Below are 26245 nucleotides of genomic sequence, written 5' to 3'. Positions count from 1 at the left end.
TGATTACGAAAAAAACAATTTCTCAGATTAAGTGAGAAATTGTTTTTTGATATAGTAGTATTTTACATATTAATTCGTTTGTTTAGTTTGAAACTCCAACAATTTTAAGTATCATTTACAAATAAGGACGATGTGCTGGCCATGAACCTTGAAGCTTGCGAAGTTGTACAATTTGTCCTGTATGATAAGCATCGTGCAAAAGGATGTTCATATATTGTTGCCAAATTGGTAGAGAAGGAGTTAATTGATTTAGTTCTGCTTCTTGAAGGGATATTAATGCAGATTGTAAAGCATCATGCACTTGAATTGTTCGCAACACTGTTTGTTGCCAAAAGTCCTCATCATTACATCCACCTTGGACAAACGTTTCATCATTATTTTGTGATGCAACAAATGTTTCATCTTCGTGTAAGCGGGCAAGTAGGCGTTCTTTAAAAAGAAGTAAATGGTTTACAATTTCCCAAATTGTATTACTAGCCTTTCCTTCTGGTTGCCAACACGCTTGTGTAGCGGTAAGATCCTTTAACGCATCTGATATAGGTGGATACCATGCTTCTTCGTAAAAAACTTGCTTAATTCCATTTTGCAACATTTCTTTTTTACTCATCCGTATATCCTCCTTTTGCAATCGCTCAAGCAATACAGAATAATACATATATATGACCTTTATATCTTCGGAACTCAATCGCCTTCAGATTTCACTCAGACAAATATATAAATAGATTACTTTCAAATGGGAAGTATATTCTAATGATTTCTTGGCATTAAAAACAAAGGATACATGATAGTAGTATATTTTCAAATGAGGTGAAAAATTCTTATAAAACGAAATCATTCGTTAGTATAATCAGGCTCTAAAAATAGCATTGTAATAGATGAGGTCACTTGTCGTACAAGATTAAGAGTATTGGAGATGTATAAAGTGAAACTTTAATCCGCGGGGGGTTGCTGTCCACAAATAGCGGGATAAAAATGCGATTTGCATAATAAATTATCGTAAAAAAGGAGTGGGCTTCCCACTCCTTTTTTACTTTCTTATAATTGCTAAACTACATGTATTTACTATTCATTCAAGATTTAAACTTTTTTAACACATGTTATTCTATCGTTGTAATTTCATTTGAGTTATAAAAATAGATACCCGTTTCTTCTCGCAATGCAGTGATATACATCCCTTTCGCCACATCTTTCGCTGAAATTGGTTTATACTTTTTGAAAGCCCCTTTAAATATAAAAGGAATCATACGAGATAACTTTTCAGCCATTCGTTCACTGAAACGAAATTCTTGTCGATTTCCTACTAATAATGAGGGCCTAAAAATGTGAATACCACCAATCACTAACTTTTGTAATTCCTCTTCCATTTTCCCTTTGACTTGCGAATAAAAGAAAAACGATTTAGGATTTGCTCCCATTGAGGACACAACAAGGAAATTTTGTACCCCTTGTTTTTCAGCTAAACAAGCAGCTCGTAACGTATATTCATAATCTACCTTTTTGAAATTTGCCTTTGTTTTTGCTTTTTTGATTGTTGTTCCTAGACAACTAAATACGTCATCTACAGCAAAAAACTCTTTATATTCCTCTAACATCGAAAAATCTATTTGCTTTTGCTGTAACTTTTCATGTTGCCATTGCATTGGTTCCCTTACAAAAATAGTAACCGAATCGTAGTAATCTGATTCAAGTAATAGACGCGTTATCTCTTGTCCAACTAAACCACTTGCACCAAGTACTAACGCTGTTCGCTTATTCATATATGCATATACCTCTTATTTTACTTTTCTCTCCTTCAGTAAAATACAACTTTTAGGAGTTTCCTTCTCTCATTTTACCACAAGTAAAGCACTATGCGTACGCATAGTGCTTTACTCACTCTTTTTTCTCATCTCTCTCTCGTAATTTTGTTACTGTTGATGCATCTCCTAAATTACTTATTAATCTTCTTAAAAAAATTAAGACTAATGCTAATGGGAATACTACCGCTAATATTAATAAAATAGCTTCCATTAAGTAGCCCAAACACTCATCCCCCTCTACACCCTCCTTTCAAATATATGAACGTAGCGTTGTCACATATGCATGCATTCCTAAAAATAATACATCCAAAGTTGACAACTTTATAACAAAAACAAATCGGAATGATTATTATTTATTGCAACTTTATAAAAGATGTATTATACTAAGTTCGCAAACTAAAACGTAATTATTCCGTTTTGTATTAAAATGATATTTTTCTTCTATAATTGGGGAAAATATATCCGTAAAAAAAGAAAAGAGGAGAACTTCATGCCTAAAAGATTGACTATATTTTCATTCTTACTTATTTTCACTTTAATTTTTACTGGCTGCTCAAATAAAAAAGAAGGTCAGGCCAAGAAAGACGGAAAACTAACTGTTTATACAACTATTTTTCCTCTTGCTGATTTCGCAAAAAAAATTGGTGGCGACTATGTAACTGTTGAAGCGATTTACCCGCCTGGTGCAGATTCTCATACATTTGAACCAAGTCAAAAACAAACCGTACAAGTTGCAAAAGCCGATTTATTCGTTTATAACGGCGCTGAATTAGAACCATTTGCTGAAAAAATGGAAAAAGCATTGCAAAAAGAGAATGTTAAAATTGTAAATGCATCAAAAGGTATTGAACTGCGTACTTCTACTGAAGAAGAGCATCATGATCACGGAGACGGCCATAAAGAGGATGAACATCATCACGATAAAGACCCTCACATTTGGTTAGATCCTACTTTAGCAATGAAACAGGCAGAAAAAATTAAAAATGCACTTGTAGAATTACAACCTGACCATAAACAAGAGTTCGAAAAAAACTTCGCAGCACTGCAAACAAAATTTACTGATTTAGATGATCAATTTAAAGCAGCTGTTGCGAATGCAAAAACGAAAGATATTTTAGTTTCTCATGCGGCTTATGGATACTGGGAGCAACGCTATGGCCTAAAACAAATTGCTATCGCGGGTATTTCAGCTTCTGATGAACCATCTCAAAAACAGCTTGCTGACATTACAAAAACAGTAAAAGAACATAATCTACAATATATTTTATTTGAAACTTTCTCTACTCCAAAAGTAGCATCTGTCATTCAAAAAGAAACGGGTACAAAAATTTTGCGCTTAAATCATCTTGCTACTATTTCTGAAGACGATGCGAAGAACAATAAAGACTACTTCACTTTAATGGAAGAAAACGTAAACACATTGAAAGAAGCTACTAACTAATCATTTTTTTAAAGAAGCTGCATATGTCATGCAGCTTCTTTTTTATTTGTTCTTACTTGACTTGACCAAAATAACAAGTAAAATTATCCATATTAGCTTTTAAGCTATATTAATTTAGAAGGTGAGTTGGAATTATGACTCTTCACATTTGTGAAGTAACAGAAAAAAATTGGCGTTCAGTAGCTGCTTTAAACGTCGCAAAAGACCAGCAGCAATTTATTGAAAGCAATGCGTTTTCTCTAGCAGAATCATTATTTGAAGGAAACGGAACGTCAATAGGTTTATACGATGGAGAAACACTTGTAGGATATGCAATGTACGGATGGTATTCGGAAAAACGTAAAAGCGTATGGTTAGATCGCTTTATGATTGACGAGCAATATCAAGGAAAAGGATATGCAAAACGTTTCCTTCGCATACTCATTCAATTCTTACAAGATAAATTTGAATGTAAAATAATTTATTTAAGTTTACATCCAGACAACAAACTCGCAATGGGATTATACGAGTCATTTGGCTTCCGCTTAAATGGCGATATTGATGACGAAGGCCCAGTTGTAGGTGTTGTAATGGAGTTATTATTAGATGAACATACAAGCCTGTGAAAACAGGCTTTTTATTATTTATTTATCAATGTCACATTTTCTATATTTAATTTCTTCTCCCTATGTGCTTCGCTTTTGCAATCTAGTATTACCTCCGTAAAATGCTCATTCGATTGAATTAAATGAATTACTTGATTGTTTAAATGAATTATTATTTCTTCTTCCTCATTTGTAACATCTGAAAATAGACAACTAATTATTTCTCTATCTTCATTTGTTATTTCTCCATACAGTTTCACCGCAATTATTCCTGAAATGCCCTGTTCCACACTATTTGGATACATATATTTCTCCATATATTCTCTGCTCTTTTGATCGTCCATTTGTTGTAGAAAGAATTGAAACGGCATCCCCTTCATCGGCTGTATGTATGCATTTTTCCATGGCATAGTTTTCTTAAACAAATTAAAAACCCACTTATATTGTAATGGTTCTGGTTTTGTAATTTCAATTCCACCTTCTATCATTTTTTCATACACTTTATCTATATTTTCAACATCAATTGCCAATCCGATAAGTCCTCGATGGCCAGCATAATATTTCTGAACCCACTCTTGTAGCCAGCCACCACCATCTTTTGTTTTTACTCTTACTAATTCTAAATATTCTTTTCCAATCCATACGTTAGATACTTTAAAGCCCTTCGTTCCCTTTCCCCATTTCGGAACATATGGAAGTCCAATAGAATGTACGTTTTTAATCATTTCCTTATTTTCTTGTATTTCTTTATTTACATTTACAACAAGATGATCGATTTTCATATTCTTCCCACCATATTTTTATTTTTACAATAGTTTTTCTAACTTATGAATAAATCGAAGTTGCATCTCACATTGTTCATACATATTTTCGAAAATAAGTTTCACATACTCTGGCACATGATCTTTCAGTCTTTCTCCTTCCCTCATTTCTTCATAAGTAGCTAATATTTCTCTTTTCTGTTCATCTAGAGCTTCTAAAATCTCTTCTCTCATCCCCTCTTCTTCTGAGAAAAAAGTTAATGCTGTATATAAATGTTTCGGAAACACAACTGATGACTTTTGAAACGACTCCTTTAATAGTCTTTTAAATTCTTGACTTCCCTTTTCTGTAATACAATATATCGTTTTTGAACGTCTACCAGTCATTTCAATTGCTTTTACTTGAATTAATTCCTCATTTGTCATTTTTTTTAACGCGTGATAAATAGAAGCCGGGAACACCTCTGCCCATTTACTACTTTGCACCATATGTAGCGCCTGCTGTATTTCATAACCAGATAGCGACTCCCTTTTAGTAAGCAATCCAAGAATCATTAAACGCACTTTTTATCCCCCTACCTTAACAAAATACTAAACGTTTAGTATCTTTAGAATATTTTAATACAAATCCCAATTTTAGTAAACAAAAAAGCCTGCAATATACGCAGGCTTATTTCACACACTCTTCAAAATGTACTTGGAACCATTCTTTATTAATATCTTTTCCGATAAAAACAACTTCACTTACTCGCTCTTCACCCTCTTGCCACTCTCTATCGTACGAAGCGGCAAATAACGTATGCACACCTTGGAAAACGATACGTTTATCTACTCCATCAATCGATAAAATTCCTTTGTAGCGATATAAATACTCCCCTAGCTCTTGAACGACAGCTGACATCCACTCATTTAGTTTTTGTAAATCTAACGGTCGCTCTTCGCGTAGTACAAACGACTTTACGCCTTCTAGATGATTATGCTCTTTATGAGGATAAATTTGTAACGTATCTTTCGTTTTAAACGTTTGAATTTGTAGTAACGATGGAATATCTACATCACAGTTAGTCGCCTCGATTAACTTTGCAGTTGGGTTAATACCTTGCAGTTCCTGCAATAGATTTTCCTTTTCACTTTCATCCACTAAATCTAATTTATTTACTAAAACGACATCAGCAAATGCAATTTGTTCCTTTGCTTCTAGTCCTTTTTCAAAATGTTTATGTATATGGTAACTATCTACTACTGTTACAACACCGTTAATTTGGTATGCAGATTGAATCACAGGATCTAAAAAGAATGTTTGAATAATCGGACCTGGATTTGCAAGACCAGTCGTTTCAATTACTAATCCATCAAAATCCATTTTCCCTTCTGCTTTTACGTCCAATAATTGTTTTAAAGCGACAAGTAAATCTTCCCGTACAGTACAGCATAGACAACCGTTTGTCATTTCCATAATTTCTTCTTCCACATTCATAATCAACTGATTATCAATACCAATTTGCCCTATTTCATTTACAATTACCGCTAATTTCTTACCGTGATTCTCTGTTAAAATACGATTTAATAATGTTGTTTTCCCAGATCCAAGAAAACCAGTTAATATTGTTACTGGAATCATTTCGTCCTCTCCTTCTAGCTATATGTTTCTACATTATAGCATATGAACACTCCCCCACTTAGCAAAGCTTGAAGTGGGGGTTTCTAACGTTTCGACCTAACGGACGATTAACGTCAGGGGAGTTAACAGATTAGCGAGCTGTTTCACGCCTAACCCCTCTATCCCATTTGTCCATGCATTTGGGATTACTTTTCGTAAAATGTTAGCCGCAGCATTTACATCTGCATTAATTAAAGTTTTATTTGCTGAACGATATATGCCGCGCTTTATTCGTTTTCCTGAAAAAGTTGTATTTTGGTCATTTTCTCCATACGTTGGAATGAAGTCGTTATCCAGAAAACTTGCTTTCGATGTATATGATTCTTCAGTTACAACAACTTGAATGCCTACAGCATTTGCTTTGTATGTAATCATTTGAATCAGTAAACTATGTGGGATATGACAAAACGATTGGTTATTTCTTTTTCCCATATTCGTTTCTTGTTTCCAACTTTTGTTTTGACCAATAACGATTTTACAAACTTCTTCTTGAGCTAGTTTTACGATATGGTGACTAACTTTATGGAAGACGTCTTTTATTTTCAAATAACGTTTTTGATGAAGTTTTTCTATCCTTTTAGAAGTAAAAGGTCCTTCATTAGTTTGTTTTCCATTTCTAAGAACGCTTGTAAAATGACTCTTCATTTTGTTGTAATATTGATTTATGCTTTTGACATGTTTGCCCTTAACAAGGACAGGTTTCATACCTGTGTTTGTTACGATGGTTGCAAGGTTATCAATCCCTAAATCAATACTCATATAACGAGCATTCTCTTCAATCATTTGTTGTTCAGAAAGAACATCAATTACCAATTCCACTACATATTCATTGTATTTTGGAATCACACGAACTTGTTTCAGTTTACCTTCAGTGAAACCTAGTTTCCCAATATTTAATTGCAATTTCGTCTTTGGAAACTTTAAAAATCTACCGTTTTTAATGATGCAATCTTGGTTTGTATACAGAATCTCTTTTTCAGAAGAACGAATATACTTTGGAATCCTAGGCGTTCTAGCATATTTGTTTGGATTCTTTTTATAGTCTTTTAAACTAGCAAAAAAAGATTTCCAATTTTGGAACAAACCTTTCATGATTGACTGGCTACATTGCGTAGGCAAAGCTCGATAATCATTTTGAATCATAGCCTTAAATAGTGCATCTAGAAAGTTGTAATCTACATAAGGTTTTTCAAAATTAGGTTCTGAAAACAAATTACATGTAATCTCTTTCTGTTCTTCTTTAGGCTTTAATTTCTCTTTTTCCAATTTCTTCTGATAGGCAAGAAGTTGTGTGTCATTCATCTTACCAATATTTTTATGAATATTATCCAGAACTTCTTTTTGCAAAGGCTGCAACTCTTTTTCTTGTGTTAATCCAGTGTACACCTGGCGTATATAAAAGTTTGTGGTGTTGTACATATTCTTAGCGTTATGACAAGATTCTTGAAAGTAAGAATACATACGATGCCCTTTTTTAATCCAAATTTGAAGAGTTTTATAGTTTGATGGATTTTCCTTTGTCATTTTATTCACCTCCTTGTTAAGGATATTATAGCAAAAACGGAACATACGTTTCTGTTTTTTTCTTGAAAATAAAATATTTCTTTCGATTCACCTCACCACCTTCATTTACGTTTAGAGGTGGGAGTCCTCTCGAAAGGCACGATAGAAAAAATCGTTTTTATAGCAAAACATATTTATTGTTTGTACGCCCCTCTAACTATATAATAATATGTAGTAAGAAAGCCTTTTCAAAATATTATTCATTCATCAAGGGGGTACTTATAATGGAACGAGTTCAAATGGCCGAAACACTAGAATTTTCTCGTATTATTCAAGGTTTTTGGCGTTTAGCAGAATGGAATATGACGAAACAAGAATTACTTTCTTTTATTGAAGAATGCATGGATATGGGGATTACTACTTTCGATCACGCTGATATTTATGGTGGTTATACGTGTGAAGGACTGTTCGGAGAGGCATTACAATTAAAGCCTTCCTTACGTGAAAACATGCAAATCATCACAAAATGTGGAATCGCTCCCCCATCACCAAAATTTCCAGAGCGATATGTTGCGCACTACAATACGAGTGTTGAACATATAATAAAAAGCGCGGAAGATTCATTACAAAACTTACATACAGATTATATTGATGTACTGCTCATTCATCGCCCTGATCCATTTATGGATCCAAATGAAGTAGCAGAAGCGTTCTCACGCTTAAAGCAAGAAGGAAAAGTCCGTCACTTCGGTGTATCTAACTTTTTACCTTCACAGTTTAATATGTTAAGTTCTTATTTAGATTTCCCGATCATTACAAATCAAATTGAAGTATCTGCGATGCATCTTGAACATTTCGAAAAAGGGACAATTGATTTATGCCAAGAAAAGCGAATCAATCCTATGATTTGGTCACCTCTTGCTGGCGGAGAAATCTTTACTGGTCAATCAGAACGTACCGTACGTTTACGTGAAACTTTACAGAAGGTTGCTACTGAACTAGATGTTACTAGCATCGATACAGTTATGTATGCATGGCTGCTTGCTCATCCAGCTAACATGATGCCAATCGTTGGATCTGGTAAATTAGATCGTGTTAAAACAGCCGCTCTTGCTACAAAAGTTGATTTAGATCGTCAACAATGGTTTACAATTTTCGAAAGTTCTAATGGACATCCTGTACCATAATACACAAAAAGAAGAGCTGTTTCTTTACAGCTCTTCTTTTTCATATGTATTTCTAGTCATGGCAAATACACACATATCCCTTAATCCCTTTCCATTTACTGCTACACTCGCACTTTCCAATGTACCTTCTAACTTAAATCCTAATTTCTCAGGTATCGCTCTACTCTTCTTATTTAAAGAATCACATCGAATTTCTACGCGGTTTGCTTTCAGCTCAGAAAAAGCATAATCCGTTATACCCTTTGCAGCCTCTAGCATATAACCCTTTCCACTAAACCTTGAATCAATCCAATACCCAATTTCAAATTGAGGTATATCCCAATTAATACGATGCAATCCAGCTGATGCAATAAATTCACCTGTTTCTTTCGAAAAAACTAGTAATCTTAAATCCTCACGCTGCAAAAATTGAATATGCGATTTTCTGATACTCACTTCTACTTCTTCCTCTGATTGCTCTTTTTGTGCAAAAACCATCCATGGTTTTAATTCTTTCATAGAAGCTTGAATTGCATCGTATACAGCTTTACCGTCACCCGGTTTCGGCATTCGAATAAATAGCCTTTCAGTATAAAATTCAGAAGGAAAATCGAATAATAACGGATTCACTTTCAACACTCCTTTTAATTCTTTTATATATAATAATATCCATCTCAACCTATACAGTAAAGAAATTTCTGAATTTTACACATTTTAATTATTCACCTCTACCGCTACACGAACTCCAGATTCAATCGCACCTTGTATCCATCCATGATATAACGTTGTATGATCTCCAGCGAAGAATATTCTTCCTTCTGGTTTGACAATCGCTGGTTGTAGCTCAGATTCTTGACCTGCCTGAAATAGCGCAAATCCTCCAAGTGCATATGGATCCAATGTCCAACTTTTTGATATGCCAGACATGAACTCATCATATACTTGACCGCCTAATATTGTCGCTAAATTTTGTAATGTGTAATAGATACGATCTCCCTTTGATAACCCATCCCATAACAACGCATCATAAGACCATGTATAGCTGCCTAACATCATAGCAGGTCCTTTCTTTCCAATTCCGTGACTTGGATAATAGGCATAACGAATTGGTAAATCCGTTATAATTCTTCCACCTAACTGTCCTTGTTCTTCCCAAAATCGACTTTTAAATTGAATTCCTATTTTCGTTGCTGGCATATAATGCAATTCACGAATTGCTTTCCATTTTTCATGAGATATAGAATCAAATGGATCTACTTCCACAAATCGCATTGTCGAAAATGGAATTGTAATAATAACTAAATCCCCTGTAATACTACTATACTCAAAAGTTTCCTCGTTCCGGTAAAAAGCTGTCACACCGTTATCGTGCTGATGTAGCTTCATTAATTTTTGATTATATATAATATTTTCTTCTAATTGTGGTAAGAAAGACTTTGGTAATCTATCATTTCCGCCTACTATTTCACAAAATCCACTCTCCTCCTGCATAATGTATAAAAAGCGTAGTGTCTCAACAAATGACCTTTCTAAAAAACCTTCTAAATCTAATAGGACACCGATCATCTCAATTGTTACTGGCGAGAAATACGTATTATATTGATAAGGATGATACTTTAAAAATTGTCCTGTAGAGTATCTCCCAAAATCCTTTACTACAACATCCCAATTTTTCTCTGGGTTCTTTTTTATAAAATTTATAATGGGCTGTACCGCTAGCAATAATAGCTCTTCAGACGTTTTCCCGACCTCATTCATTTCTACAGGATACTTTAATATACTTGGATCTTTTTCGTATTGTTTTAATGTCGTTTTTCGGCCATTTACGTAAATAATATCAGTCTCATTCCTATTAATAAACGGGCTCACCTGTAGCCCAAATTTTCTTATATATGCCATCGTTAATGTGTGCGAATACGGAATTCTCATTGCCCCAACATCTAAATATAATCCGGTATCTTCCATTCTAACCGTCTCTATGCGGCCACCTACCCGGTTGTTTGCTTCAAAAATCTTCACATCATGTCCTGCAGCCTTTAATAAAGATGCCGAAACCAACCCAGCCATACCGGCCCCTACTACTATAATTTGTTTCGAACGTGTCGTCTTCTTTAACCCTTTATTTATAACTTTTAACGTTTCATCCATCTCAGTGTTATACATTATATCTTTCTGCACAATTCCACCCCTTACTTCATAAAATGGGCATTAGTGGTTTAGTGCATTTTATTCATAAATTCCTATAAACATAACAACATAGCAAGTGGAATATTCACTAAAAGTACATAAGAGGTAGCTTTCACATCTCTTCACGCTTCGTATAATATAGCAACAGCAACGAAGGAGTGGTTGAAAATGAAAAAAACTTACGACTACCACGCTACAAAGAAGTATTTAGAAGGAAAGAAACAACAACTATGCAACAAACTTAGCAGTAAGCATCTATCTAAAAAAGAGCATGCACAGCTAAAACTTGAGATTGATAACTACGAATATATTTTAAATTTAGTCGAAATGAATCATTATGAACGGGGCTTTTCTCGTTAGAAGTGGATAAAGGTGTATCCACTTTTCATTTTGAGCATTTTATTACGCATTTTTCGTAAGTAAATATATAATAGGATGTACATTAAGATTGAGAGGTATATTCTATGATCAAATTAAGTGTATTAGACCAATCACCTATTTCAGATGGTAGTACAGCAGCCCGAGCTTTTTCTCATACAGTTACACTTGCACAAGAAGTTGAAAAATTAGGATTCACACGTTTTTGGGTATCTGAGCATCATAATTCCATCAGCCTTGCTGGTTCAAGCCCTGAAATACTTATTTCTCATATTGCAGCAAAAACGGATCGTATGAGAGTTGGTTCAGGTGGTGTTATGTTGCCGCACTATAGCCCTTATAAAGTTGCTGAGAATTTCCGCGTTTTAGAGGCGCTTTATCCAAATCGTATTGACCTTGGTGTCGGCAGAGCACCTGGTGGTATGCCAATTGCAACTCGCGCACTTCAAGAAGGAAAAATGATCTCACTTGATCAATACCCAGAGCAAATTGCAGATGTTGCAATGTACTTACATGATCAAGTACCAGAAAACCATCATTATGCAAATTTAAAGGCTACTCCTGTCATTCCAACATCTCCCGAGATGTGGATGCTTGGTTCTAGCGGAGAGAGTGCAATGATCGCCGCAAAACAAGGTGCTTCTTTTGCATTCGCACAGTTCATTAACGGATACGGTGGCCCTGAAGTAATGAAGGCTTATCAGGAACAGTTCCAACCTTCTTATTTAGGAGATAAACCAAAATCAATCGTCTCTATTTTTGTTATTTGCGGAGAAACGAATGAAGAGGCGGAAAAAATTGCTTCTAGTTTAGATTTATCGATCTTATTACTAGAACAAGGAAAGCGTACAACTGGTACTCCTTCTATCGAAACTGCACAAAATTATTCATACAGCGCTTATGATTTATTCCGTATAAAAGAAAATCGTCAACGTATGATCGTCGGTGATCCATCTTCTGTGAAAGAACAAATCGTAAACTTAAGCAAAGCGTACAATACTGATGAATTTATGATTGTCACAATTACTCATCGATTTGAAGATAAATTGAATTCTTATCGCTTACTAGCAAATGCTTTTCATTTATAATGACAAAAGGGAGATACATCAATTATGATGCATCTCCCTTTTTTACTACTTATTATGTTTGTCGTCTATATATTCAATAGCTTCTTTTAATAGTTCATCAAAATCCTCAGGATAATCATGTTTTAAATTAGGTACAACTTTAAACTCATGTTCTATATTCTTATCTCTTAATAATTGTACAAATTGCTGCGTACATTCGAAACAATCTTCATCTTGATCCCCGCACACTATATAGCCCTTTATATTTTTATCTTGTAGCACTTCCAATAACTCATGCCATTCTTCAATTTCTGGAAGCCACGGCGCCATAAAAATAAAACCATCTACATCTATATTTTTTTGTAAAATCGTATACAAAGCTACTCTTGCACCAGCAGAAAAACCACCAATTATTACACTTTCTACTGTATGATTTTTTATAAACGTAACGTAATGCTCTTTTAATTCTTCTTCCCCTCTATGTATATCATCCCACACAAACCCATCTGAAAACTGAATTTGCGAAGATTGTGGTAAAGCTAACGTATAATCTTGTGTCAAAACAGTTTTCCAATATGGTTCTATTATCCCTATATTTTCTTGATCACCGTGCATTGCAATAAATAGTTTTTCTTTTTTCTTACTATCTATATATTTCACGTCTGCTCGTTCTGTTTTCTTTGCTAATTCTTCTCTTTCTTTACATAATTGAACCATTTTTTGAAACTCTTCAAATTTATGTAGTGGTTTTAAATCGTCATCGGAAATTAAATACTCATTTCCATACCAAAAACCCTTTTCTATAATAGCTTCCTTCATTAGATGTAGCGCTTCTTCTTCAAGGCCTGCCGCACCCGCTAGTGCATATTTAAAATTATATATTTGTGCCTCATTCCCCACTATACCTTTAGCATGCTCCATTATATAAGTGTACGCTTCCAAACTTCCTTTATTTGCGTAACAATGTAACGTTTCATTTAATAATTGAATGTAAGTTATACTATTTTTCATACAACCATTCCCCCGTAATCTTTTATCATATTTATTTCTCAAACCTTTATACCATTCTGTAATCATTGTATATAACTCACGCTAACAATACTTAATCATTACTTCTCTTCGTCCAAAAAGTTTAGTATACATTTTAATAAACTGAAAAATTAATATTTTAACGAACAAAAAAAGACAACAATATATTTTTATTGTTGTTTTCAATACATCTACCCACTCTTTTGTTTTTTTCTGTCTGGTTTACTTGAAACTAAATAATGTTTTTCTGAAATATATAAGTCTCTTTTTAATATACGATTTAAATAAGGCCCTAATTTCATTCCGCATATAAGGCGATCTTCACTACCTTCAACAATTGGAAACATTTCTTTTTCTGTTACGTATTGATCTACTGCTTTTTGTACGATATCAATTTCTTTAACTAGGTTTAGATTTTCTTCTGTATGTTCAAATACCTCAAGCGTTTCCTTCGTAATAAGAAAACTATTTGTTGGAAATGCAAGTAAATACGGCTTTAATAAATCATAATTTACTGTATAATCATCATTTACTAATACTGTATAAACAATATTAGCATTCTTTTCTAGAAACTTAGCCATCGCTTGTTCTAATTCATCTTTCGTAATTTCACGCTCTTCTTTTCCAGTTCTGAAAAAGCGAAACATTGCATCGCCTCCTTTTTACTATATTATAGCATAAAAGAAAACTGAAAAATTACAAAAAAAGCCATTGAAAGAATTTTTCAATGACTTTTTTCTTTATATACTTATATTTATTTTAAGAACGCACTTAGCATCCATACATGTTGTTCTAATGTTGTATGAATCGCTAACAACATGTCCGCTGATGTTTCATCGCCAGCTTCACCAGCAACTTCCATGCCTTCTTTTAATTCTTGAATAAGTGCAGAGTAATCATTCACTAATGTTTGCACCATTTCTTCTGCAGATTCCTTGCTCGTCCCTTCACTCACACTAGATGTTGCAAGATATTCTTTCATTGTCGCTAGCGGTTTACCTTCCAACGCTAAAATACGTTCTGCTAATTCATCAATATTTGTTCCAGCTTCATTGTAAAACTCTTCAAATTTCTCATGTAACGTAAAGAAGTGTGGTCCTGTCACATACCAGTGATAATTATGTAGTTTCACATATAACACATTCCAGTTTGCTACCTGCTTGTTTAATACTTCAACAACATTTGTTTTCGTACTCATACAATCCACTCCTCTTATCATTTCATAATGTTTATCTTTTAATAACCTAGTTACATGTTACCATACATTTCCTACCTTTTCGAACGATTGGCTCATATGTAACAAAGTTTTAACACCTTTAATACTTCCCTAATATCTATTAATTCATGTATGTTTTCAAACACTTCATACGTCTAATTGTCCAAGCTCATACATATGCATAATAGTAAATCAAGCTCATCGTAGTAGAAAGAGGGATAACATGGACAATCAACAATGGCAAGTAGCAAAGAAAGTCGCTGCTACTTATATTGGAACAGTCGTTGGAGCTGGATTTGCTACTGGACGAGAAATTGTTGAATTTTTTACAGTGAACGGATTATATGGAACAATTGGCATATGTGTAAGTGGATTTTTTTTTATTTGGCTTGGCACAAAGATGATGTTACTTTCATCACAAATTGGTGCATTTTCAGCGCAAGAATTCAACAAATATTTATTTGGAGATGTATTTGGCAATGTTGTAAACACACTATTATTACTCGTATTATTTGGTGTAACGAGCGTTATGTTATCAGGAGCTGGGGCGGTATTTGAAGAGCAACTTCGTTTACCAAGACAACTTGGTATTTTCATTATATTGATCGCCTGTCTCATTATAGGTAGTCGCGGGTTACAAGGGGTTTTTGAAGTTAATACACTTGTCGTACCTATTATGATGATTTTTATTATCGGACTTGCTATTACAACTTTTCTTCACGGTACAACTCCTATTAGTGACACTATTCCTGCAGAAAGTTGGAATATGAAGTGGATTACTAGTCCTATTACATATGTCGCCTTAAATCTTTCTCTCGCCCAAAGCGTTCTCGTCCCGTTAGCCAGTGAAGTAAAAGATCGAAAGGCCATTTTCTGGGGCGGTATTTTAGGCGGCGCAGGACTTTCTTTAATTTTATTATGTAGCCATTTAGCTATTTTATCAGTCGATCAATTTTATCAATATAATATCCCAATGGCTGAAGTCATAAGAAAATTCAATGCAACTTTTCACTTTTTCTTTGTTCTTATCATTTTCGGTGAAGTGTTCACAACTTTAGTTGGTAATGTGTTCGGAATGACAAAACAAATGCAATCCATCACCGGATGGAAAAGTAACAATATTATTTTCTTCATTTTACTAATTAGTTATTGCTTTAGTTACATTGGTTACAGTGAATTACTCCACATTCTGTATCCTATAATTGGATGGGTCAGCATCATTTTACTGCCAATTATTGCTTTTAAACAACTTCAAAAAACATAAAAGAAGCATCCATGTTATTGGATGCTTCTTTTATGTTCATTCACAATCATCGCATACTTCCCAGTACGGCCCCATTTCGATTGCTAAATATGGCTTTAATTGCAAGCGAATCATCCGACTAGGCATGCGTTCTAAAACGAATTGAATCCCTTCTTCATCTTCGTCTAATTCAACTTTTGCAATCGCAATTCTTTGCATAATAGAAATAGGCATTCCATCTTTATATAAAGTGATTTTCACCTCATCATATTCATTAAAATACAATTCAACACTCATTTGATTTTTCAACATTTCATCAACAATTTCATATTTATCATTTCGTTCCTGGATTATATATTTCCAGCCGCCTCTACCTTCTTCTTTCGGAGCTGCTTGAAATAATGTCATCAAATCCTCGTATAGCATAAGATAACCCCTCTCTTACTAAAAAACGATGAGTATTTTATATACCCTTTATCTCTATCACTATCCATATGTATTGTACCATATATCACCGTTCTTACCGTATTCATTTGCTCCATAACTGCATATAAAACAACTGATTTTCTTCATTACTATATGAATTGTCTCTCATTATATTTCTTAATATGCTTCTAACGCTTTCCAATCATATCAAACATAAGTAAATGCACTCTTTGTCCATCCTCCACTTAGTATTTCCTTACAATAACAAAAAAAGAAGAGTGACTTTTATCACTCCCCTTAAAAGAATTTCCCCGTAGCTGCTAACGCTAATACAAGTATTAAAATTGTAAATAATAATGATACAATGAAACTAAAAATAGGTAATGCTTTCTTTTCATTCTTCTTAAAGAGTAACTTTAAACTAAGAAAGATGTTTACTGGTACAAGTATAAAATAAAAATATTTAACAATTTGCACCGAGCTATTCGAAAGTGTTTTTAAAATAAACACTTCAATTAAAAAGACAATAAAAAATGAAATACTTAACCAAAATGAGACATAACTAAGCCAAGAATGTCTTTTGGTACCCCAATAAACTCCCATAGTAATCTCCTTTATTTGCATTTTATACGATTATAATTATACACAAAGTAAACAAATACCTCTATTTTTCGACAAATATTATACAAAATATACCTTTAAATATTATAAAGATACTCTCAATCTCATTTCATTTTACATAATAAAAACAGACTACTCCAATAGCATACTGCTATTTTGGAGATAGTCTGTCCTCTGTTAAACTTTAAATCTTTCAATTAACCCTTGTAACTCTTCAGCCATTTGAGATAATGTACCCGCCGCCGAACTAATCTCCTCAATGGACGCTAGTTGTTCTTCTGCTGATGCTGCAACGTTTTGAGTACTCGTCGCATTGTTCTGTGCTGTCATTGCAATTTGACCTACTGAAATAGACACTTCATTTGCACCTTTTGACATCCCATTAGCCGTTTCAACCATCGTTTTAATTTGATCTGCAATTTCATTTGTAGATAGTAAAATCTCAGTAAAGTTTTGCTTCGTTTCATTCGCAATAACAAGTCCAGATTGAACTTCTTCATTTACATGCCCCATAGATTTTACCGTCTTACTCATGTCATCTTGTATTTCACATATTAATTTACTAATTTCACTAGAAGATACACTAGACTTCTCCGCCAATTTACGTACTTCATCTGCAACAATTGCAAATCCTCTTCCATGCTCTCCTGCTCTTGCAGCTTCAATTGCCGCATTCAAAGCTAGAAGATTCGTTTGATCTGCAATATTTTGAATGACTTCTAGTATGTCACCAATTTGTTTTGATTTATTATTTAACAACTGTATAACTTCATCTGATTGTGACACAGATTCTGCAATAGACTGCATTTGATTTACTGTTTTTCCGACTAGTTCTCCACCATCTTCTGCTTTTTCACGAGTATGAGCAGAAGCCGTACTAATTGATGATGAACTATTTGCTACATGCTGAATTCCTTCTGTTACATCAAATAATAACATTGCACCATTTTCTACGCTCGTTGTTTGCGTTGTTGCCCCGCTCGATATTTCATCCATTGCCATTGTAATTTGCTCAGTCGCTTCACTCGCTTGTCTTACACTTGCCGTTAGCTCTTCTGATGCTGCTGCAACATGTCCAGCCGAAGTATTAATTCTCCCGATTAACGTTCGCAATGCATCAGTCATCTCATTAAATCCTTTTGCAAGTTGACCAATTTCATCATTAGAATGAATTTCGATGGTTTGCGTTAAATCTCCCTCACTTATTTCTTTAGAAGTGGCAACTAATCTTTTTAAAGGCTTCGTTATAGAAAGTGTCACAAAATAAATAAGTGCTCCGCCTATAACTAATGAAATGAACATAACAATTAACATATTATAAAATACAGGCTGCGCAGCTTCAATTACTTCATTTGAGTACATCGTCCCACTGATTTTCCAACCTGTTTTTACATTTGTAGCAAATACCATTTGCTTTTCACTACCGTCATACGTATATGAAAAAGCGCCATGATTATCTTCATAAATTTTCTTCGCCCAAGAATCAGATGCTTTTTCTCCTGATTTTTCTTGTGGATGAGCAATTATTTTTTGTTTCCCATCTAAAATGAAAGCATATCCTTTTTTACCAATATTGATTAACTTTGTTGTTTTTAATAAATTATCTAAACTTAAATCTATTGCTACAACACCGTTTTTATCTTCTGTTTGTTTTGCAATCGTTACGACAATATGTCCATTTCCTTTCGCCTTATACGGCTCAGTAATGACAATACCACCTTGTTTTGCCACTGCATCTTTATACCAAGAACGATCTGTTGGATTATAGTCTGCTGCCATTTGTATATTTGGTTCTTGCACAAATTTCTTATCATTCCCAGCAACATATACTTGTTCAACATCTTTATTCAAATTGATATATTGAGATAGCATTTTTCTTAATTCATCTTGATTATCCCCTTGATACATATTACCTTGAATCACCCGTGCAAAATTATTCACGTCATTAAATTTCGCTTCAATCATTTGATTGATTAAATTATCCAGTATTTTTATATTGTCGTGAGCACTGCTCGTAATTTGTGATTCAAAATTCTTTTTAGCTGTTTGATAAGACATGCCTCCGATAATAGAGCCAGCCGCAATTAAAATTACAAAAAATGAAATTAATAACTTTTTTGCTACTTTCATATCACGAAACCAATTTAATAGTCTACCCATTACAAACCTCCTGCTTTTCAATTTCAAAAGTTAAATCTAGTGAGTTGTAAACATTTCCTATCCCTAAATTATTATTTTCATAATCTATTACGATGAATACTTTGTAAAGTTTAAACAATTAAATTCTCTTTGTCTATATATTTGAATAATATTATTATAAAATTTACAAATGCAAAAAAAGCCAAAGGGAACCACCCTTTGGCTTTTCATATTTTTTTATGCTGTTTAGAAATCTTTTTCCACTTATCACGCTCTGCTCTCGCAAGAATAGCATCTTGTTTTCTCATAAAGTACGCCAGTTCTCTTTGTAATTTTTTATAGCTTTGCAAACGATTTAACGTAATAATTCCGTTATCAATTGCATTATGCACTGCACACCCTGGCTCATTTTCATGTTTACAATCCCTAAAACGGCACGTTTTTGCTAATTCTTCAATATCAGAGAATGTTGTTTGAATTGCATCGCTTCCTTCCCAAAGCTGCAGCTCCCTCATACCCGGAGTATCAATAACTAAACTACCACTCGGTAATCGGAACAATTCACGATGAGTTGTCGTATGCCTTCCTTTACTATCTTCCTCACGAATATCTCCCGTTTTTGCCACTTCAAGTCCTATGAGTGCATTTAACAAAGTGGATTTTCCAACCCCCGATGACCCGACTAAAGCAATTGTTTTTCCTGAAGAAACAAATTGCTGCAACGATTCAATACCAGTATGCTCTAAACTATCAACGACGAAGATCGGAACACCAATTGCCACAGCTTCCGTTTCAACAATTTTCTGTTCCACGTCTTCACATAAGCTACTCTTTGTTAAAACAATAACAGGCATTGCACCACTTTCATACGCTAATAGTAAATAACGTTCTATTCTTCTTACGTTAAAATCATGGTTAAGCGCATTTACTAAAAATAGATAATCTACATTTGCTGCTATTACTTGTTCTTCCGTTCGATTACCAGCCTCTTGTCTAGAAAAAGAGCTTCTTCTTTGAAAAATACGATGAATAATTGCTTTCTTTTCATTCTCTATTTTCTTTATATACACCCAATCACCAACCGCTGGATAATCTCCCTTCGTTACTGCTTCATGCCGAAACTTTCCAGACAGCTCCGCCATATATTCACCATCATTACAAATAATTCGATATATATGTTTATGCTCAAGTAAAATACGCCCTACTTCAAAGTTCTCTACAGCTTGTTCTTCAAAAAAAGAATCCCAGCCGAATGATTCTAAAATATTTTGATTCAAATTGATATCCTCCCTAGTTTAAGCTAAGCGGAAGGATCGTGCGCTCACTTATACAGTCTCGCCCTTTCCATCCACCTTTGTATTTGTTTTATTATTCATATACGTTATTTTCGCCATAATACATCACTCCGTTCTCATTTTAATTACTCTCATTATATGGAATATTTATTTAAAAAGCTACCTTATTTAACGCAATTTTCAAATATTTTATTTTTCATCATTCTAATTTGTCCACGGTGACTAACCTCATCTTCTAGCACATGAAACCACAGATAGTGCTGGTTATACGCTACACCGTTAGGCCACTTTCTTTCTGACATAAGCCATTCATCATCTTGTTCATTCAAATACTTCAGAGATTCTTCTCGAACACTTTGTAGAAGTTGTACATAATACTGTATTTCATGACCACGGATTGTTCTCCCCGCTTTCCCTAAATACAGTGCGTCTTCCCATATTTCTAATTCTTCTTTTGTAAAGTCGCGCTCTTGAAATGAAATAAGTTGATGAGCTTTTTCTATAGCTGCTATATGCTTTAGTAACGCTCCGATGGAATTCCCTCCACTCGTCATAATTAAATCTAATTGCTCAACAGATAGATCGTTTATTTCCTGTAATGTTACAGCCCTCGTATGCTCCAGCATGCTTACTAATTCCCCTATATTTTTTGTATAACCATCTACACTTCTTATTCGATAATCTATATTCATATCACGCACCCCTTTCTACATTCATATTAAGGAATAACCGCTTCATATAATAGACTAAAAGATATCAGATTTTTCTGTTATAATTATATTGAATACGTAATAAACCTAAACAAACTTTCTCAATATGCTTCTATGAAATATTAAAAGGAATCAATATAAAAGAATCGAATCTTATTCACTAAAAGGAGTGGATTCGATGGAAATGTATCAATGGCTAACTGCTGTTCTCGTTGGTGGCATTACTGGTTTCGTTTCCCATCTTATCAATAACCAAGGCAAGTTATTGCTTCCACGCCGTTTGAAAACTTTTTTTCACTTTGGGTTTTTGACTGATATTTTCACTGGTAGCTTAGCTGCACTACTTGGACTCGTTCTATTCGATGTCACCTTAATAAAAGAAATTATTAAAGTATCCATTGTGACTGCTATTTCCGGTCAGACTTTCTTACTGCACCAAGCGCTTGGTGGTGAGCAGGCTAAAAATACACAAATTGGGAAAGCTGATGAGAAGATTCAAGAAATTGACAAATTATTACGACGTTAGTCTATACTTTCTTTAAAAATTATTGCTATAATAAACAATAAATATTTTCTATTGCGTCGTTTGTCAGAAGAAAGGGTGTTTCGTATGACAAAAAAGAAAATAGAAGATTTCTTAACAAACACCGAAAAAGAGGAACTGCTAGAAAACTATAAATGTTTACGAGAAGCCCGCACAAAAAGCGAAGCTAACTATTTTGGTGAAGCAGTAGACCATCTATTAAATAAAGCAAAACAACGAATTATTAAAGATGCAGGCATACATGATGAAAATGCGGCAACAGTTCAATCAAAGAGAAAAGCACTGTTTTAGTTCATTAGCTAAATCAGTGCTTTTTATTTAGAAATTTTTCTTCTTGCCATGCTATATTCCCTCCGCCTTTATCCTCTCCATTTTTACAGTTTCAAAAGTCATATAGGACTAGAGATCAACCTAATAATAGATAAACTAAATAAATTTATTAAATCGCTTCTTTTAAATCTGAATGCGGATTTGGTCCGTATTGATTATCATTTTCTTCACTTTCAATGATAAAAAATACAAGTAAAACAACGCTACCAAACGGGACAAAATTTAATAGTTGCCACCATCCTGTTTTCCCAATATCATGTAATCATCGTGCACCAACCGAAAAACTTGGTATAATCATTACTAACATAAATAGCAACTAACATCTCTGAAAATGATGATAAGAATAACAATAGCCAAAAAATTACGATATTGGATAAACTAAAAATCCAGTACTCTTTTCGCGTAGCTCTACCACTAAAATTCCCATAATTCTTTAGAGCTTTCAAATACCATTGCATTTAAACCTCTCCCTTTTACTCCTAACAAAGTAAAAATATGTAATTTTTAACAAGTAAGTAGAAATATAATATTCATGTGAAACCCATACTCTTATCTACATTATCCTCTATTTAAATAGTGTCTTTCTTACAGTATTTTTCACATTACTTTCACATCTATTTCACAAATAAAAGTAACCCTATATGCTAAACTAAGTATATCCTTTTCCAAGGAACTATATGCCGATATATAAATCCCTATCTTTATAGGGATTTTTTATTTTTGGATTCCTCATAATTTTGTTACAATATATTCCTACTATTTGTCTACTTTCTTTAACCTCTACACTCCAAAGCTCTTTCATGTATTTCTTCTCCTTTTATATAAAAAGAGGGCACTGTCCCTCTTTTCAACTAATCTTCTAATATAGATCCAATCTCTTTCATTACCTTTTCATTCAATGAAACATCCACTGCTCTTACACTTTCTCTTATTTGCTCCGCTCGCTTCCCGCCAGGAATAACAGTATCAATTCCTTTTTTGTTTAATAACCACGCTAAAGCTAACTTCGATACTTCGAGATTCTTTTCTTTAGCTAAGCCTTTTAACTTCTCAACTTTCTTAAAGTTACTCTTATATGTATTTTCTTCAAATAGATTTACACTTTGACGCCAATCTCCTTCACTCAATTTGAAATCTTCTGTATATTTTCCGCCTAGTATCCCAAAAGCAAGAGGCCCGTACGGAATAAATGAAATACCTGATTCTATACAATATGGCAAAAGTTCTTCCCCAGCAGCACGATCCAACATATTATACGGTGATTGTACAACATCTATATGTCCGTGCTGATTCGCTTCTTTTAATTGCTCTACATTAACATTAGATATTCCAATTGCACGAATTTTACCTTCTTCTTTTAGGCGATTAAGCTCACCAATTGAATCTATGTAACTTGTTTCTGGATTTGTAAAATGTAAATAATATAAATCAATATAATCAGTTTGTAATCTTCTTAAGCTATTTTCCACAGCATTTCTTAAATAGCTTGGCTCATTATTAATATAAACCTCTCCATTTAATAACGGCTGTATTCCACCTTTTGTAGCAAGTACAACTTCGTGGCGTTTTCCTTTCAATACTTCTCCTACTAATTCCTCTGATCTACCGAAACCGTATGAATCTGCTGTATCAAAAAATGTAATCCCTTGCTGGATAGCTTCTTCTATTAATCGTTTTCCTTCTTCCTCATTCACATCAGCATATAAATTATGTCCCCCTACAGCGTTTGTTCCTAACCCTAACTTTGAAATATTTAGTCCTGCCTTTTGCAATTTTGTATACTTCATTTTTTCTCCCCCTATATTTCTATTGTTCGAATATAATCGAACAATAGAAATATATCACTTTATATGCTATAGTGCAACTAGAACAACTTATACAAGTAGGTGAAATAATGCGAACACTATACCATCCGAATCGAGAAGAAATTCAATTCTCTTCAGTCTTATATGCACTTAGCGATCAAATTCGTTTACAAATTGTAACTATGCTACTAGAGAAACATGAACAATCTTGTGGTGCGTTAAACATTCCAATTGCGAAATCAACTTTATCTCACCATTTCAAAGTTTTACGTGAATCCGGTGTTATGTATACACGCCTTGAAGGAACACAGCGTTTCATTTCAATTCGTGAAGATGACTTACATACTAGATTCCCCGGTTTATTAGACGTCGTAATACATGCGACAGAACCATACTAAAAAACATCCCATATGATATGAGATGTTTTTTTTAGATCTTTCTATTCTTTTCTTTTCATAAAGTGAAACTTCAATCAGTTGGGATTTTGTTCATCACACACTAGGAATACATGCGTTTCATTCTTTTTTACTTTATTTTTGTACTGGCCCCTTTGGACACTTTAAGGATTTGATTACATTTTATACACACCATTAATATAGGACCACCTACCTGTTTCAATTCCTGTAGTTGCTTATGCTCGCACTTCCCCATATTATTACCTCCCTTATCATTTAATTAGGTCATTTTGTAATTACTATAACTACTAAGTCCATTCCTAATTTAAGGTCTGAATAAAACGTTTAAATGCCGATATCCCTTCTTCATCTCGTTTAAAAACACCAGCATCTTCAAGCGCCTGTATAAATTTTCTTCCCACTTCTTCTCTTATAATCTCCTGTACATTTTGTTCATGTATCCGATTGTCATATTTGATTTTTAATTGTTCTGCCCATCGTATATGAGGCGTTGGAATATCACTTGGAATGTGAAGTAAGAATTTCTCTACTTCCTGAAGCTCTATTTTTAATCGAGCAGGAAGTACAGCTAACCCCATTACTTCAATCAGACCGATATTTTCCTTTTTAATATGCTGTATTTCCGCATGGGGGTGGAAAATACCTAGTGGATGTTCGTCACTTGTACGATTGTTCCGCAAAACAAGGTCCAATTCGTACATATTATTCCGATAGCGAGCAATCGGCGTAATCGTATTATGCAGAACATCATTCGTAAATGCAAATATATGAACAGAAGGATCACTATATCCCTTCCAACTCTCTAATATGTACTCCCCTGCATTTACTATTTGTTCTATGTCGTTACTTCTTAAGCGAATAACTGACATAGGCCATTTAATAATAGAACATTGCATTTTTGGAAAGTTAGTGAGTTCAAAAATTAGGTCGTTTGATGCATTAGCCATAGCAAATTCATAGTTTCCACCTTGATAATGGTCATGTGTAAGAATAGATCCTCCTACAATTGGCAAATCTGCATTGGAACCAAGGAAATAATGCGGGAATTTTTCTACAAATTTTAACAAACGTAAAAATGTTTGACGGTCAATTTTCATATCCCGGTGTTCGGAAGACAATACAATACAGTGTTCATTGAAATATATATACGGAGAATACTGTAGAAACCAGCTTTCATCTGTAAGATTCATACGGATCATACGATGATTCGAACGTGCTGGATGTCCACTTCTGCCTCTATATCCTTCATTCTCAATACATAGTAAACATTTTGGATAATTTGTACTTTCCAATACTCTCTCTCTAGCAATTTGTTTCGGGTCTTTTTCCGGTTTTGATAAATTAATTGTAATATCAATAGGTCCATATTCCATATTTACTTTATAATTTATATTTTTGGCAATTTGCTTCATTTGGATATAGTTACTGTTTTTACTTAACTCATAGAAGTAATTTGTCGCAGCCTTCGGATTTTGTTCGTATTTTTCATAAAACTGAGAATTGATAACGGACGGTTTAGACATAAAAACATCCATAATTGCACTTGCTAAAATCTCCTTCTCGTCCATTACTGCCTCAATGACTTTATGCATACAAGCATATTCAATTAACTCTTCCAATAACTCCGAAATTGCTTTCTTTACGGGCGCTGACGCTTCCACTACAAAGTCATCTAAACGAAGTAAGGAAAGGATTTGATTCCTTGTATATATTTCATCTTCTTTTTCAATCAATTGAACTTCAATAGCACGATCGATTAACTGCTGGATAGCTTGATATATCATCAGTATATACCTCCTCTAACCTTATAGCGGTTTGTATTGTTACGATGCAAATTCTATGTACCTTTTATAATTTTATGAATAGGCGTATGGGATAACCACCATTCTAATATACATTTTGTTTTCTCCGAAGAAGCTATTTTG

At 33.9% G+C, this 26245-nt stretch carries 28 protein-coding genes and 2 pseudogenes; 9 read left to right on the top strand and 21 right to left on the bottom strand.

Going from position 1 to position 26245, the window contains the following annotated elements; genetic code table 11:
- Window positions 1-115: 115 nt before the first annotated feature.
- The 3 genes from KZZ19_RS09935 to KZZ19_RS09925 form a co-directional block, all read right to left on the bottom strand.
- Window positions 116-607 (bottom strand): DinB family protein, encoded by a 492-nt coding sequence (locus KZZ19_RS09935; RefSeq protein ID WP_237980950.1) that lies wholly within the window; start codon window positions 605-607, stop codon window positions 116-118.
- Between the two features lie 490 nt (window positions 608-1097).
- Window positions 1098-1757 carry an oxidoreductase gene (locus KZZ19_RS09930; RefSeq protein WP_237980949.1) on the bottom strand — a complete coding sequence of 220 codons (660 nt, stop codon included), beginning with the start codon at window positions 1755-1757 and terminating at the stop codon, window positions 1098-1100.
- A gap of 115 nt (window positions 1758-1872) precedes the next feature.
- Window positions 1873-2022, bottom strand: a complete 150-nt coding sequence (locus KZZ19_RS09925; RefSeq protein ID WP_170930132.1) for a hypothetical protein — start codon at window positions 2020-2022, stop codon at window positions 1873-1875.
- 267 nt (window positions 2023-2289) lie between these two features.
- On the opposite strand from KZZ19_RS09925, the gene KZZ19_RS09920 reads away from it, so the two are divergent.
- Together KZZ19_RS09920 and KZZ19_RS09915 are read left to right on the top strand one after the other, a co-directional pair.
- Window positions 2290-3240: a metal ABC transporter substrate-binding protein gene (locus KZZ19_RS09920; RefSeq protein WP_088096130.1), complete on the top strand. Its 951-nt coding sequence runs from the start codon at window positions 2290-2292 to the stop codon at window positions 3238-3240.
- 134 nt (window positions 3241-3374) lie between these two features.
- Window positions 3375-3845, top strand: a complete 471-nt coding sequence (locus KZZ19_RS09915) for a GNAT family N-acetyltransferase (RefSeq protein ID WP_088096129.1) — start codon at window positions 3375-3377, stop codon at window positions 3843-3845.
- 14 nt (window positions 3846-3859) lie between these two features.
- Here the strand turns inward: KZZ19_RS09915 and KZZ19_RS09910 are convergent, their stop codons facing one another.
- The 4 genes from KZZ19_RS09910 to KZZ19_RS09895 all read right to left on the bottom strand — a co-directional run bounded on the left by KZZ19_RS09910 (window position 3860) and on the right by KZZ19_RS09895 (window position 7769).
- Window positions 3860-4606, bottom strand: coding sequence for a VOC family protein (locus KZZ19_RS09910; RefSeq protein ID WP_088096128.1), 747 nt, complete (start codon window positions 4604-4606; stop codon window positions 3860-3862).
- Between the two features lie 24 nt (window positions 4607-4630).
- A complete protein-coding gene (locus KZZ19_RS09905; RefSeq protein ID WP_088096127.1) occupies window positions 4631-5149 on the bottom strand; it encodes a PadR family transcriptional regulator in 519 nt (172 codons plus the stop codon).
- Between the two features lie 106 nt (window positions 5150-5255).
- Window positions 5256-6206: a CobW family GTP-binding protein gene (locus KZZ19_RS09900; protein WP_237980948.1), complete on the bottom strand. Its 951-nt coding sequence runs from the start codon at window positions 6204-6206 to the stop codon at window positions 5256-5258.
- 96 nt (window positions 6207-6302) lie between these two features.
- Entirely contained in the window at window positions 6303-7769 is a 1467-nt protein-coding gene (locus tag KZZ19_RS09895) for an RNA-guided endonuclease InsQ/TnpB family protein (protein WP_237980947.1), read from the bottom strand.
- Window positions 7770-8032: 263 nt separating this feature from the next.
- Here KZZ19_RS09895 and KZZ19_RS09890 point away from each other — a divergent pair, with 263 nt between their 5' ends.
- Window positions 8033-8935: an aldo/keto reductase gene (locus KZZ19_RS09890; protein ID WP_237980946.1), complete on the top strand. Its 903-nt coding sequence runs from the start codon at window positions 8033-8035 to the stop codon at window positions 8933-8935.
- A 24-nt stretch (window positions 8936-8959) separates the two neighbouring features.
- Here the strand turns inward: KZZ19_RS09890 and KZZ19_RS09885 are convergent, their stop codons facing one another.
- Window positions 8960-9544, bottom strand: a complete 585-nt coding sequence (locus KZZ19_RS09885; RefSeq protein ID WP_237980945.1) for a GNAT family N-acetyltransferase — start codon at window positions 9542-9544, stop codon at window positions 8960-8962.
- An 84-nt stretch (window positions 9545-9628) separates the two neighbouring features.
- On the bottom strand, window positions 9629-11092 hold the full coding sequence (locus KZZ19_RS09880; protein ID WP_098342802.1) for a flavin monoamine oxidase family protein: 1464 nt from the start codon (window positions 11090-11092) through the stop codon (window positions 9629-9631).
- 177 nt (window positions 11093-11269) lie between these two features.
- Here KZZ19_RS09880 and KZZ19_RS09875 point away from each other — a divergent pair, with 177 nt between their 5' ends.
- Together KZZ19_RS09875 and KZZ19_RS09870 are read left to right on the top strand one after the other, a co-directional pair.
- Entirely contained in the window at window positions 11270-11461 is a 192-nt protein-coding gene (locus KZZ19_RS09875) for a DUF3896 family protein (RefSeq protein ID WP_237980944.1), read from the top strand.
- 104 nt (window positions 11462-11565) lie between these two features.
- Window positions 11566-12567, top strand: coding sequence for an LLM class flavin-dependent oxidoreductase (locus tag KZZ19_RS09870; protein ID WP_237980943.1), 1002 nt, complete (start codon window positions 11566-11568; stop codon window positions 12565-12567).
- A gap of 45 nt (window positions 12568-12612) precedes the next feature.
- On the opposite strand, the gene KZZ19_RS09865 is transcribed toward KZZ19_RS09870, so the two are convergent.
- From KZZ19_RS09865 to KZZ19_RS09855, 3 genes are all read right to left on the bottom strand, one after another.
- The gene (locus KZZ19_RS09865; protein ID WP_237980942.1) at window positions 12613-13557 is read right to left on the bottom strand and encodes an alpha/beta hydrolase; all 945 of its coding nucleotides are present in this window, start codon (window positions 13555-13557) and stop codon (window positions 12613-12615) included.
- Between the two features lie 209 nt (window positions 13558-13766).
- Entirely contained in the window at window positions 13767-14222 is a 456-nt protein-coding gene (locus KZZ19_RS09860; RefSeq protein WP_048543159.1) for a DUF3939 domain-containing protein, read from the bottom strand.
- 107 nt (window positions 14223-14329) lie between these two features.
- Window positions 14330-14773, bottom strand: coding sequence for a Dps family protein (locus tag KZZ19_RS09855; protein ID WP_000105195.1), 444 nt, complete (start codon window positions 14771-14773; stop codon window positions 14330-14332).
- 241 nt (window positions 14774-15014) lie between these two features.
- Here KZZ19_RS09855 and KZZ19_RS09850 point away from each other — a divergent pair, with 241 nt between their 5' ends.
- On the top strand, window positions 15015-16055 hold the full coding sequence (locus tag KZZ19_RS09850) for a YkvI family membrane protein (protein ID WP_237980941.1): 1041 nt from the start codon (window positions 15015-15017) through the stop codon (window positions 16053-16055).
- A 36-nt stretch (window positions 16056-16091) separates the two neighbouring features.
- On the opposite strand, the gene KZZ19_RS09845 is transcribed toward KZZ19_RS09850, so the two are convergent.
- The 5 genes from KZZ19_RS09845 to KZZ19_RS09825 form a co-directional block, all read right to left on the bottom strand.
- The gene (locus KZZ19_RS09845; protein ID WP_087980853.1) at window positions 16092-16460 is read right to left on the bottom strand and encodes a DUF3979 family protein; all 369 of its coding nucleotides are present in this window, start codon (window positions 16458-16460) and stop codon (window positions 16092-16094) included.
- Window positions 16461-16757: 297 nt separating this feature from the next.
- Entirely contained in the window at window positions 16758-17063 is a 306-nt protein-coding gene (locus tag KZZ19_RS09840) for a hypothetical protein (protein WP_060490078.1), read from the bottom strand.
- Between the two features lie 195 nt (window positions 17064-17258).
- Window positions 17259-19241 carry a HAMP domain-containing methyl-accepting chemotaxis protein gene (locus KZZ19_RS09835; RefSeq protein WP_237980940.1) on the bottom strand — a complete coding sequence of 661 codons (1983 nt, stop codon included), beginning with the start codon at window positions 19239-19241 and terminating at the stop codon, window positions 17259-17261.
- A gap of 206 nt (window positions 19242-19447) precedes the next feature.
- Window positions 19448-20497: a ribosome small subunit-dependent GTPase A gene (gene rsgA, locus KZZ19_RS09830; protein ID WP_237980939.1), complete on the bottom strand. Its 1050-nt coding sequence runs from the start codon at window positions 20495-20497 to the stop codon at window positions 19448-19450.
- 182 nt (window positions 20498-20679) lie between these two features.
- Window positions 20680-21207, bottom strand: coding sequence for a DinB family protein (locus KZZ19_RS09825; protein WP_237980938.1), 528 nt, complete (start codon window positions 21205-21207; stop codon window positions 20680-20682).
- 196 nt (window positions 21208-21403) lie between these two features.
- Between KZZ19_RS09825 and KZZ19_RS09820 the strand changes: the two genes are divergently transcribed.
- Together KZZ19_RS09820 and KZZ19_RS09815 are read left to right on the top strand one after the other, a co-directional pair.
- The gene (locus KZZ19_RS09820; RefSeq protein ID WP_000426320.1) at window positions 21404-21751 is read left to right on the top strand and encodes a DUF4257 domain-containing protein; all 348 of its coding nucleotides are present in this window, start codon (window positions 21404-21406) and stop codon (window positions 21749-21751) included.
- 84 nt (window positions 21752-21835) lie between these two features.
- Window positions 21836-22060 (top strand): hypothetical protein, encoded by a 225-nt coding sequence (locus tag KZZ19_RS09815; protein WP_000162604.1) that lies wholly within the window; start codon window positions 21836-21838, stop codon window positions 22058-22060.
- A 148-nt stretch (window positions 22061-22208) separates the two neighbouring features.
- Here the strand turns inward: KZZ19_RS09815 and KZZ19_RS09810 are convergent.
- The 3 genes and pseudogenes from KZZ19_RS09810 to KZZ19_RS09800 form a co-directional block, all read right to left on the bottom strand.
- A pseudogene (locus KZZ19_RS09810) lies at window positions 22209-22557 on the bottom strand (DUF805 domain-containing protein).
- 139 nt (window positions 22558-22696) lie between these two features.
- Window positions 22697-22901, bottom strand: a pseudogene (locus KZZ19_RS31170) (hypothetical protein).
- A gap of 49 nt (window positions 22902-22950) precedes the next feature.
- Window positions 22951-23886 (bottom strand): aldo/keto reductase, encoded by a 936-nt coding sequence (locus tag KZZ19_RS09800; RefSeq protein ID WP_237980937.1) that lies wholly within the window; start codon window positions 23884-23886, stop codon window positions 22951-22953.
- Window positions 23887-23993: 107 nt separating this feature from the next.
- Here KZZ19_RS09800 and KZZ19_RS09795 point away from each other — a divergent pair, with 107 nt between their 5' ends.
- Window positions 23994-24302 (top strand): ArsR/SmtB family transcription factor, encoded by a 309-nt coding sequence (locus KZZ19_RS09795; protein ID WP_237980936.1) that lies wholly within the window; start codon window positions 23994-23996, stop codon window positions 24300-24302.
- A 317-nt stretch (window positions 24303-24619) separates the two neighbouring features.
- On the opposite strand, the gene galT is transcribed toward KZZ19_RS09795, so the two are convergent.
- On the bottom strand, window positions 24620-26104 hold the full coding sequence (gene galT / locus KZZ19_RS09790) for a UDP-glucose--hexose-1-phosphate uridylyltransferase (RefSeq protein WP_237980935.1): 1485 nt from the start codon (window positions 26102-26104) through the stop codon (window positions 24620-24622).
- Window positions 26105-26245 lie beyond the last annotated feature (141 nt).

The sequence above is a fragment of the Bacillus thuringiensis genome, from assembly GCF_022095615.2.
Lineage (GTDB): Bacteria > Bacillota > Bacilli > Bacillales > Bacillaceae_G > Bacillus_A > Bacillus_A cereus_AG.
This window is presented reverse-complemented; position numbering and strand designations above follow the sequence as displayed.

Excerpts from the sequence above, each read along its gene's own strand:
- KZZ19_RS09835 (WP_237980940.1), bottom strand. The coding sequence starts at position 19,241 with ATGGGTAGACTATTAAATTGGTTTCGTGATATGAAAGTAGCAAAAAAG.
- KZZ19_RS09865 (WP_237980942.1), bottom strand. The coding sequence starts at position 13,557 with ATGAAAAATAGTATAACTTACATTCAATTATTAAATGAAACGTTACAT.
- KZZ19_RS09825 (WP_237980938.1), bottom strand. The coding sequence starts at position 21,207 with ATGAATATAGATTATCGAATAAGAAGTGTAGATGGTTATACAAAAAAT.
- KZZ19_RS09920 (WP_088096130.1), top strand. The coding sequence starts at position 2,290 with ATGCCTAAAAGATTGACTATATTTTCATTCTTACTTATTTTCACTTTA.
- KZZ19_RS09845 (WP_087980853.1), bottom strand. The coding sequence starts at position 16,460 with ATGCTATACGAGGATTTGATGACATTATTTCAAGCAGCTCCGAAAGAA.
- KZZ19_RS09820 (WP_000426320.1), top strand. The coding sequence starts at position 21,404 with ATGGAAATGTATCAATGGCTAACTGCTGTTCTCGTTGGTGGCATTACT.
- KZZ19_RS09855 (WP_000105195.1), bottom strand. The coding sequence starts at position 14,773 with ATGAGTACGAAAACAAATGTTGTTGAAGTATTAAACAAGCAGGTAGCA.
- KZZ19_RS09915 (WP_088096129.1), top strand. The coding sequence starts at position 3,375 with ATGACTCTTCACATTTGTGAAGTAACAGAAAAAAATTGGCGTTCAGTA.
- KZZ19_RS09910 (WP_088096128.1), bottom strand. The coding sequence starts at position 4,606 with ATGAAAATCGATCATCTTGTTGTAAATGTAAATAAAGAAATACAAGAA.
- galT (WP_237980935.1), bottom strand. The coding sequence starts at position 26,104 with ATGATATATCAAGCTATCCAGCAGTTAATCGATCGTGCTATTGAAGTT.
- KZZ19_RS09935 (WP_237980950.1), bottom strand. The coding sequence starts at position 607 with ATGAGTAAAAAAGAAATGTTGCAAAATGGAATTAAGCAAGTTTTTTAC.
- KZZ19_RS09840 (WP_060490078.1), bottom strand. The coding sequence starts at position 17,063 with ATGGGAGTTTATTGGGGTACCAAAAGACATTCTTGGCTTAGTTATGTC.
- KZZ19_RS09930 (WP_237980949.1), bottom strand. The coding sequence starts at position 1,757 with ATGAATAAGCGAACAGCGTTAGTACTTGGTGCAAGTGGTTTAGTTGGA.
- KZZ19_RS09860 (WP_048543159.1), bottom strand. The coding sequence starts at position 14,222 with ATGTTTCGCTTTTTCAGAACTGGAAAAGAAGAGCGTGAAATTACGAAA.
- KZZ19_RS09875 (WP_237980944.1), top strand. The coding sequence starts at position 11,270 with ATGAAAAAAACTTACGACTACCACGCTACAAAGAAGTATTTAGAAGGA.
- KZZ19_RS09895 (WP_237980947.1), bottom strand. The coding sequence starts at position 7,769 with ATGACAAAGGAAAATCCATCAAACTATAAAACTCTTCAAATTTGGATT.
- KZZ19_RS09900 (WP_237980948.1), bottom strand. The coding sequence starts at position 6,206 with ATGATTCCAGTAACAATATTAACTGGTTTTCTTGGATCTGGGAAAACA.
- KZZ19_RS09890 (WP_237980946.1), top strand. The coding sequence starts at position 8,033 with ATGGAACGAGTTCAAATGGCCGAAACACTAGAATTTTCTCGTATTATT.
- KZZ19_RS09850 (WP_237980941.1), top strand. The coding sequence starts at position 15,015 with ATGGACAATCAACAATGGCAAGTAGCAAAGAAAGTCGCTGCTACTTAT.
- KZZ19_RS09795 (WP_237980936.1), top strand. The coding sequence starts at position 23,994 with ATGCGAACACTATACCATCCGAATCGAGAAGAAATTCAATTCTCTTCA.
- KZZ19_RS09870 (WP_237980943.1), top strand. The coding sequence starts at position 11,566 with ATGATCAAATTAAGTGTATTAGACCAATCACCTATTTCAGATGGTAGT.
- KZZ19_RS09815 (WP_000162604.1), top strand. The coding sequence starts at position 21,836 with ATGACAAAAAAGAAAATAGAAGATTTCTTAACAAACACCGAAAAAGAG.
- KZZ19_RS09800 (WP_237980937.1), bottom strand. The coding sequence starts at position 23,886 with ATGAAGTATACAAAATTGCAAAAGGCAGGACTAAATATTTCAAAGTTA.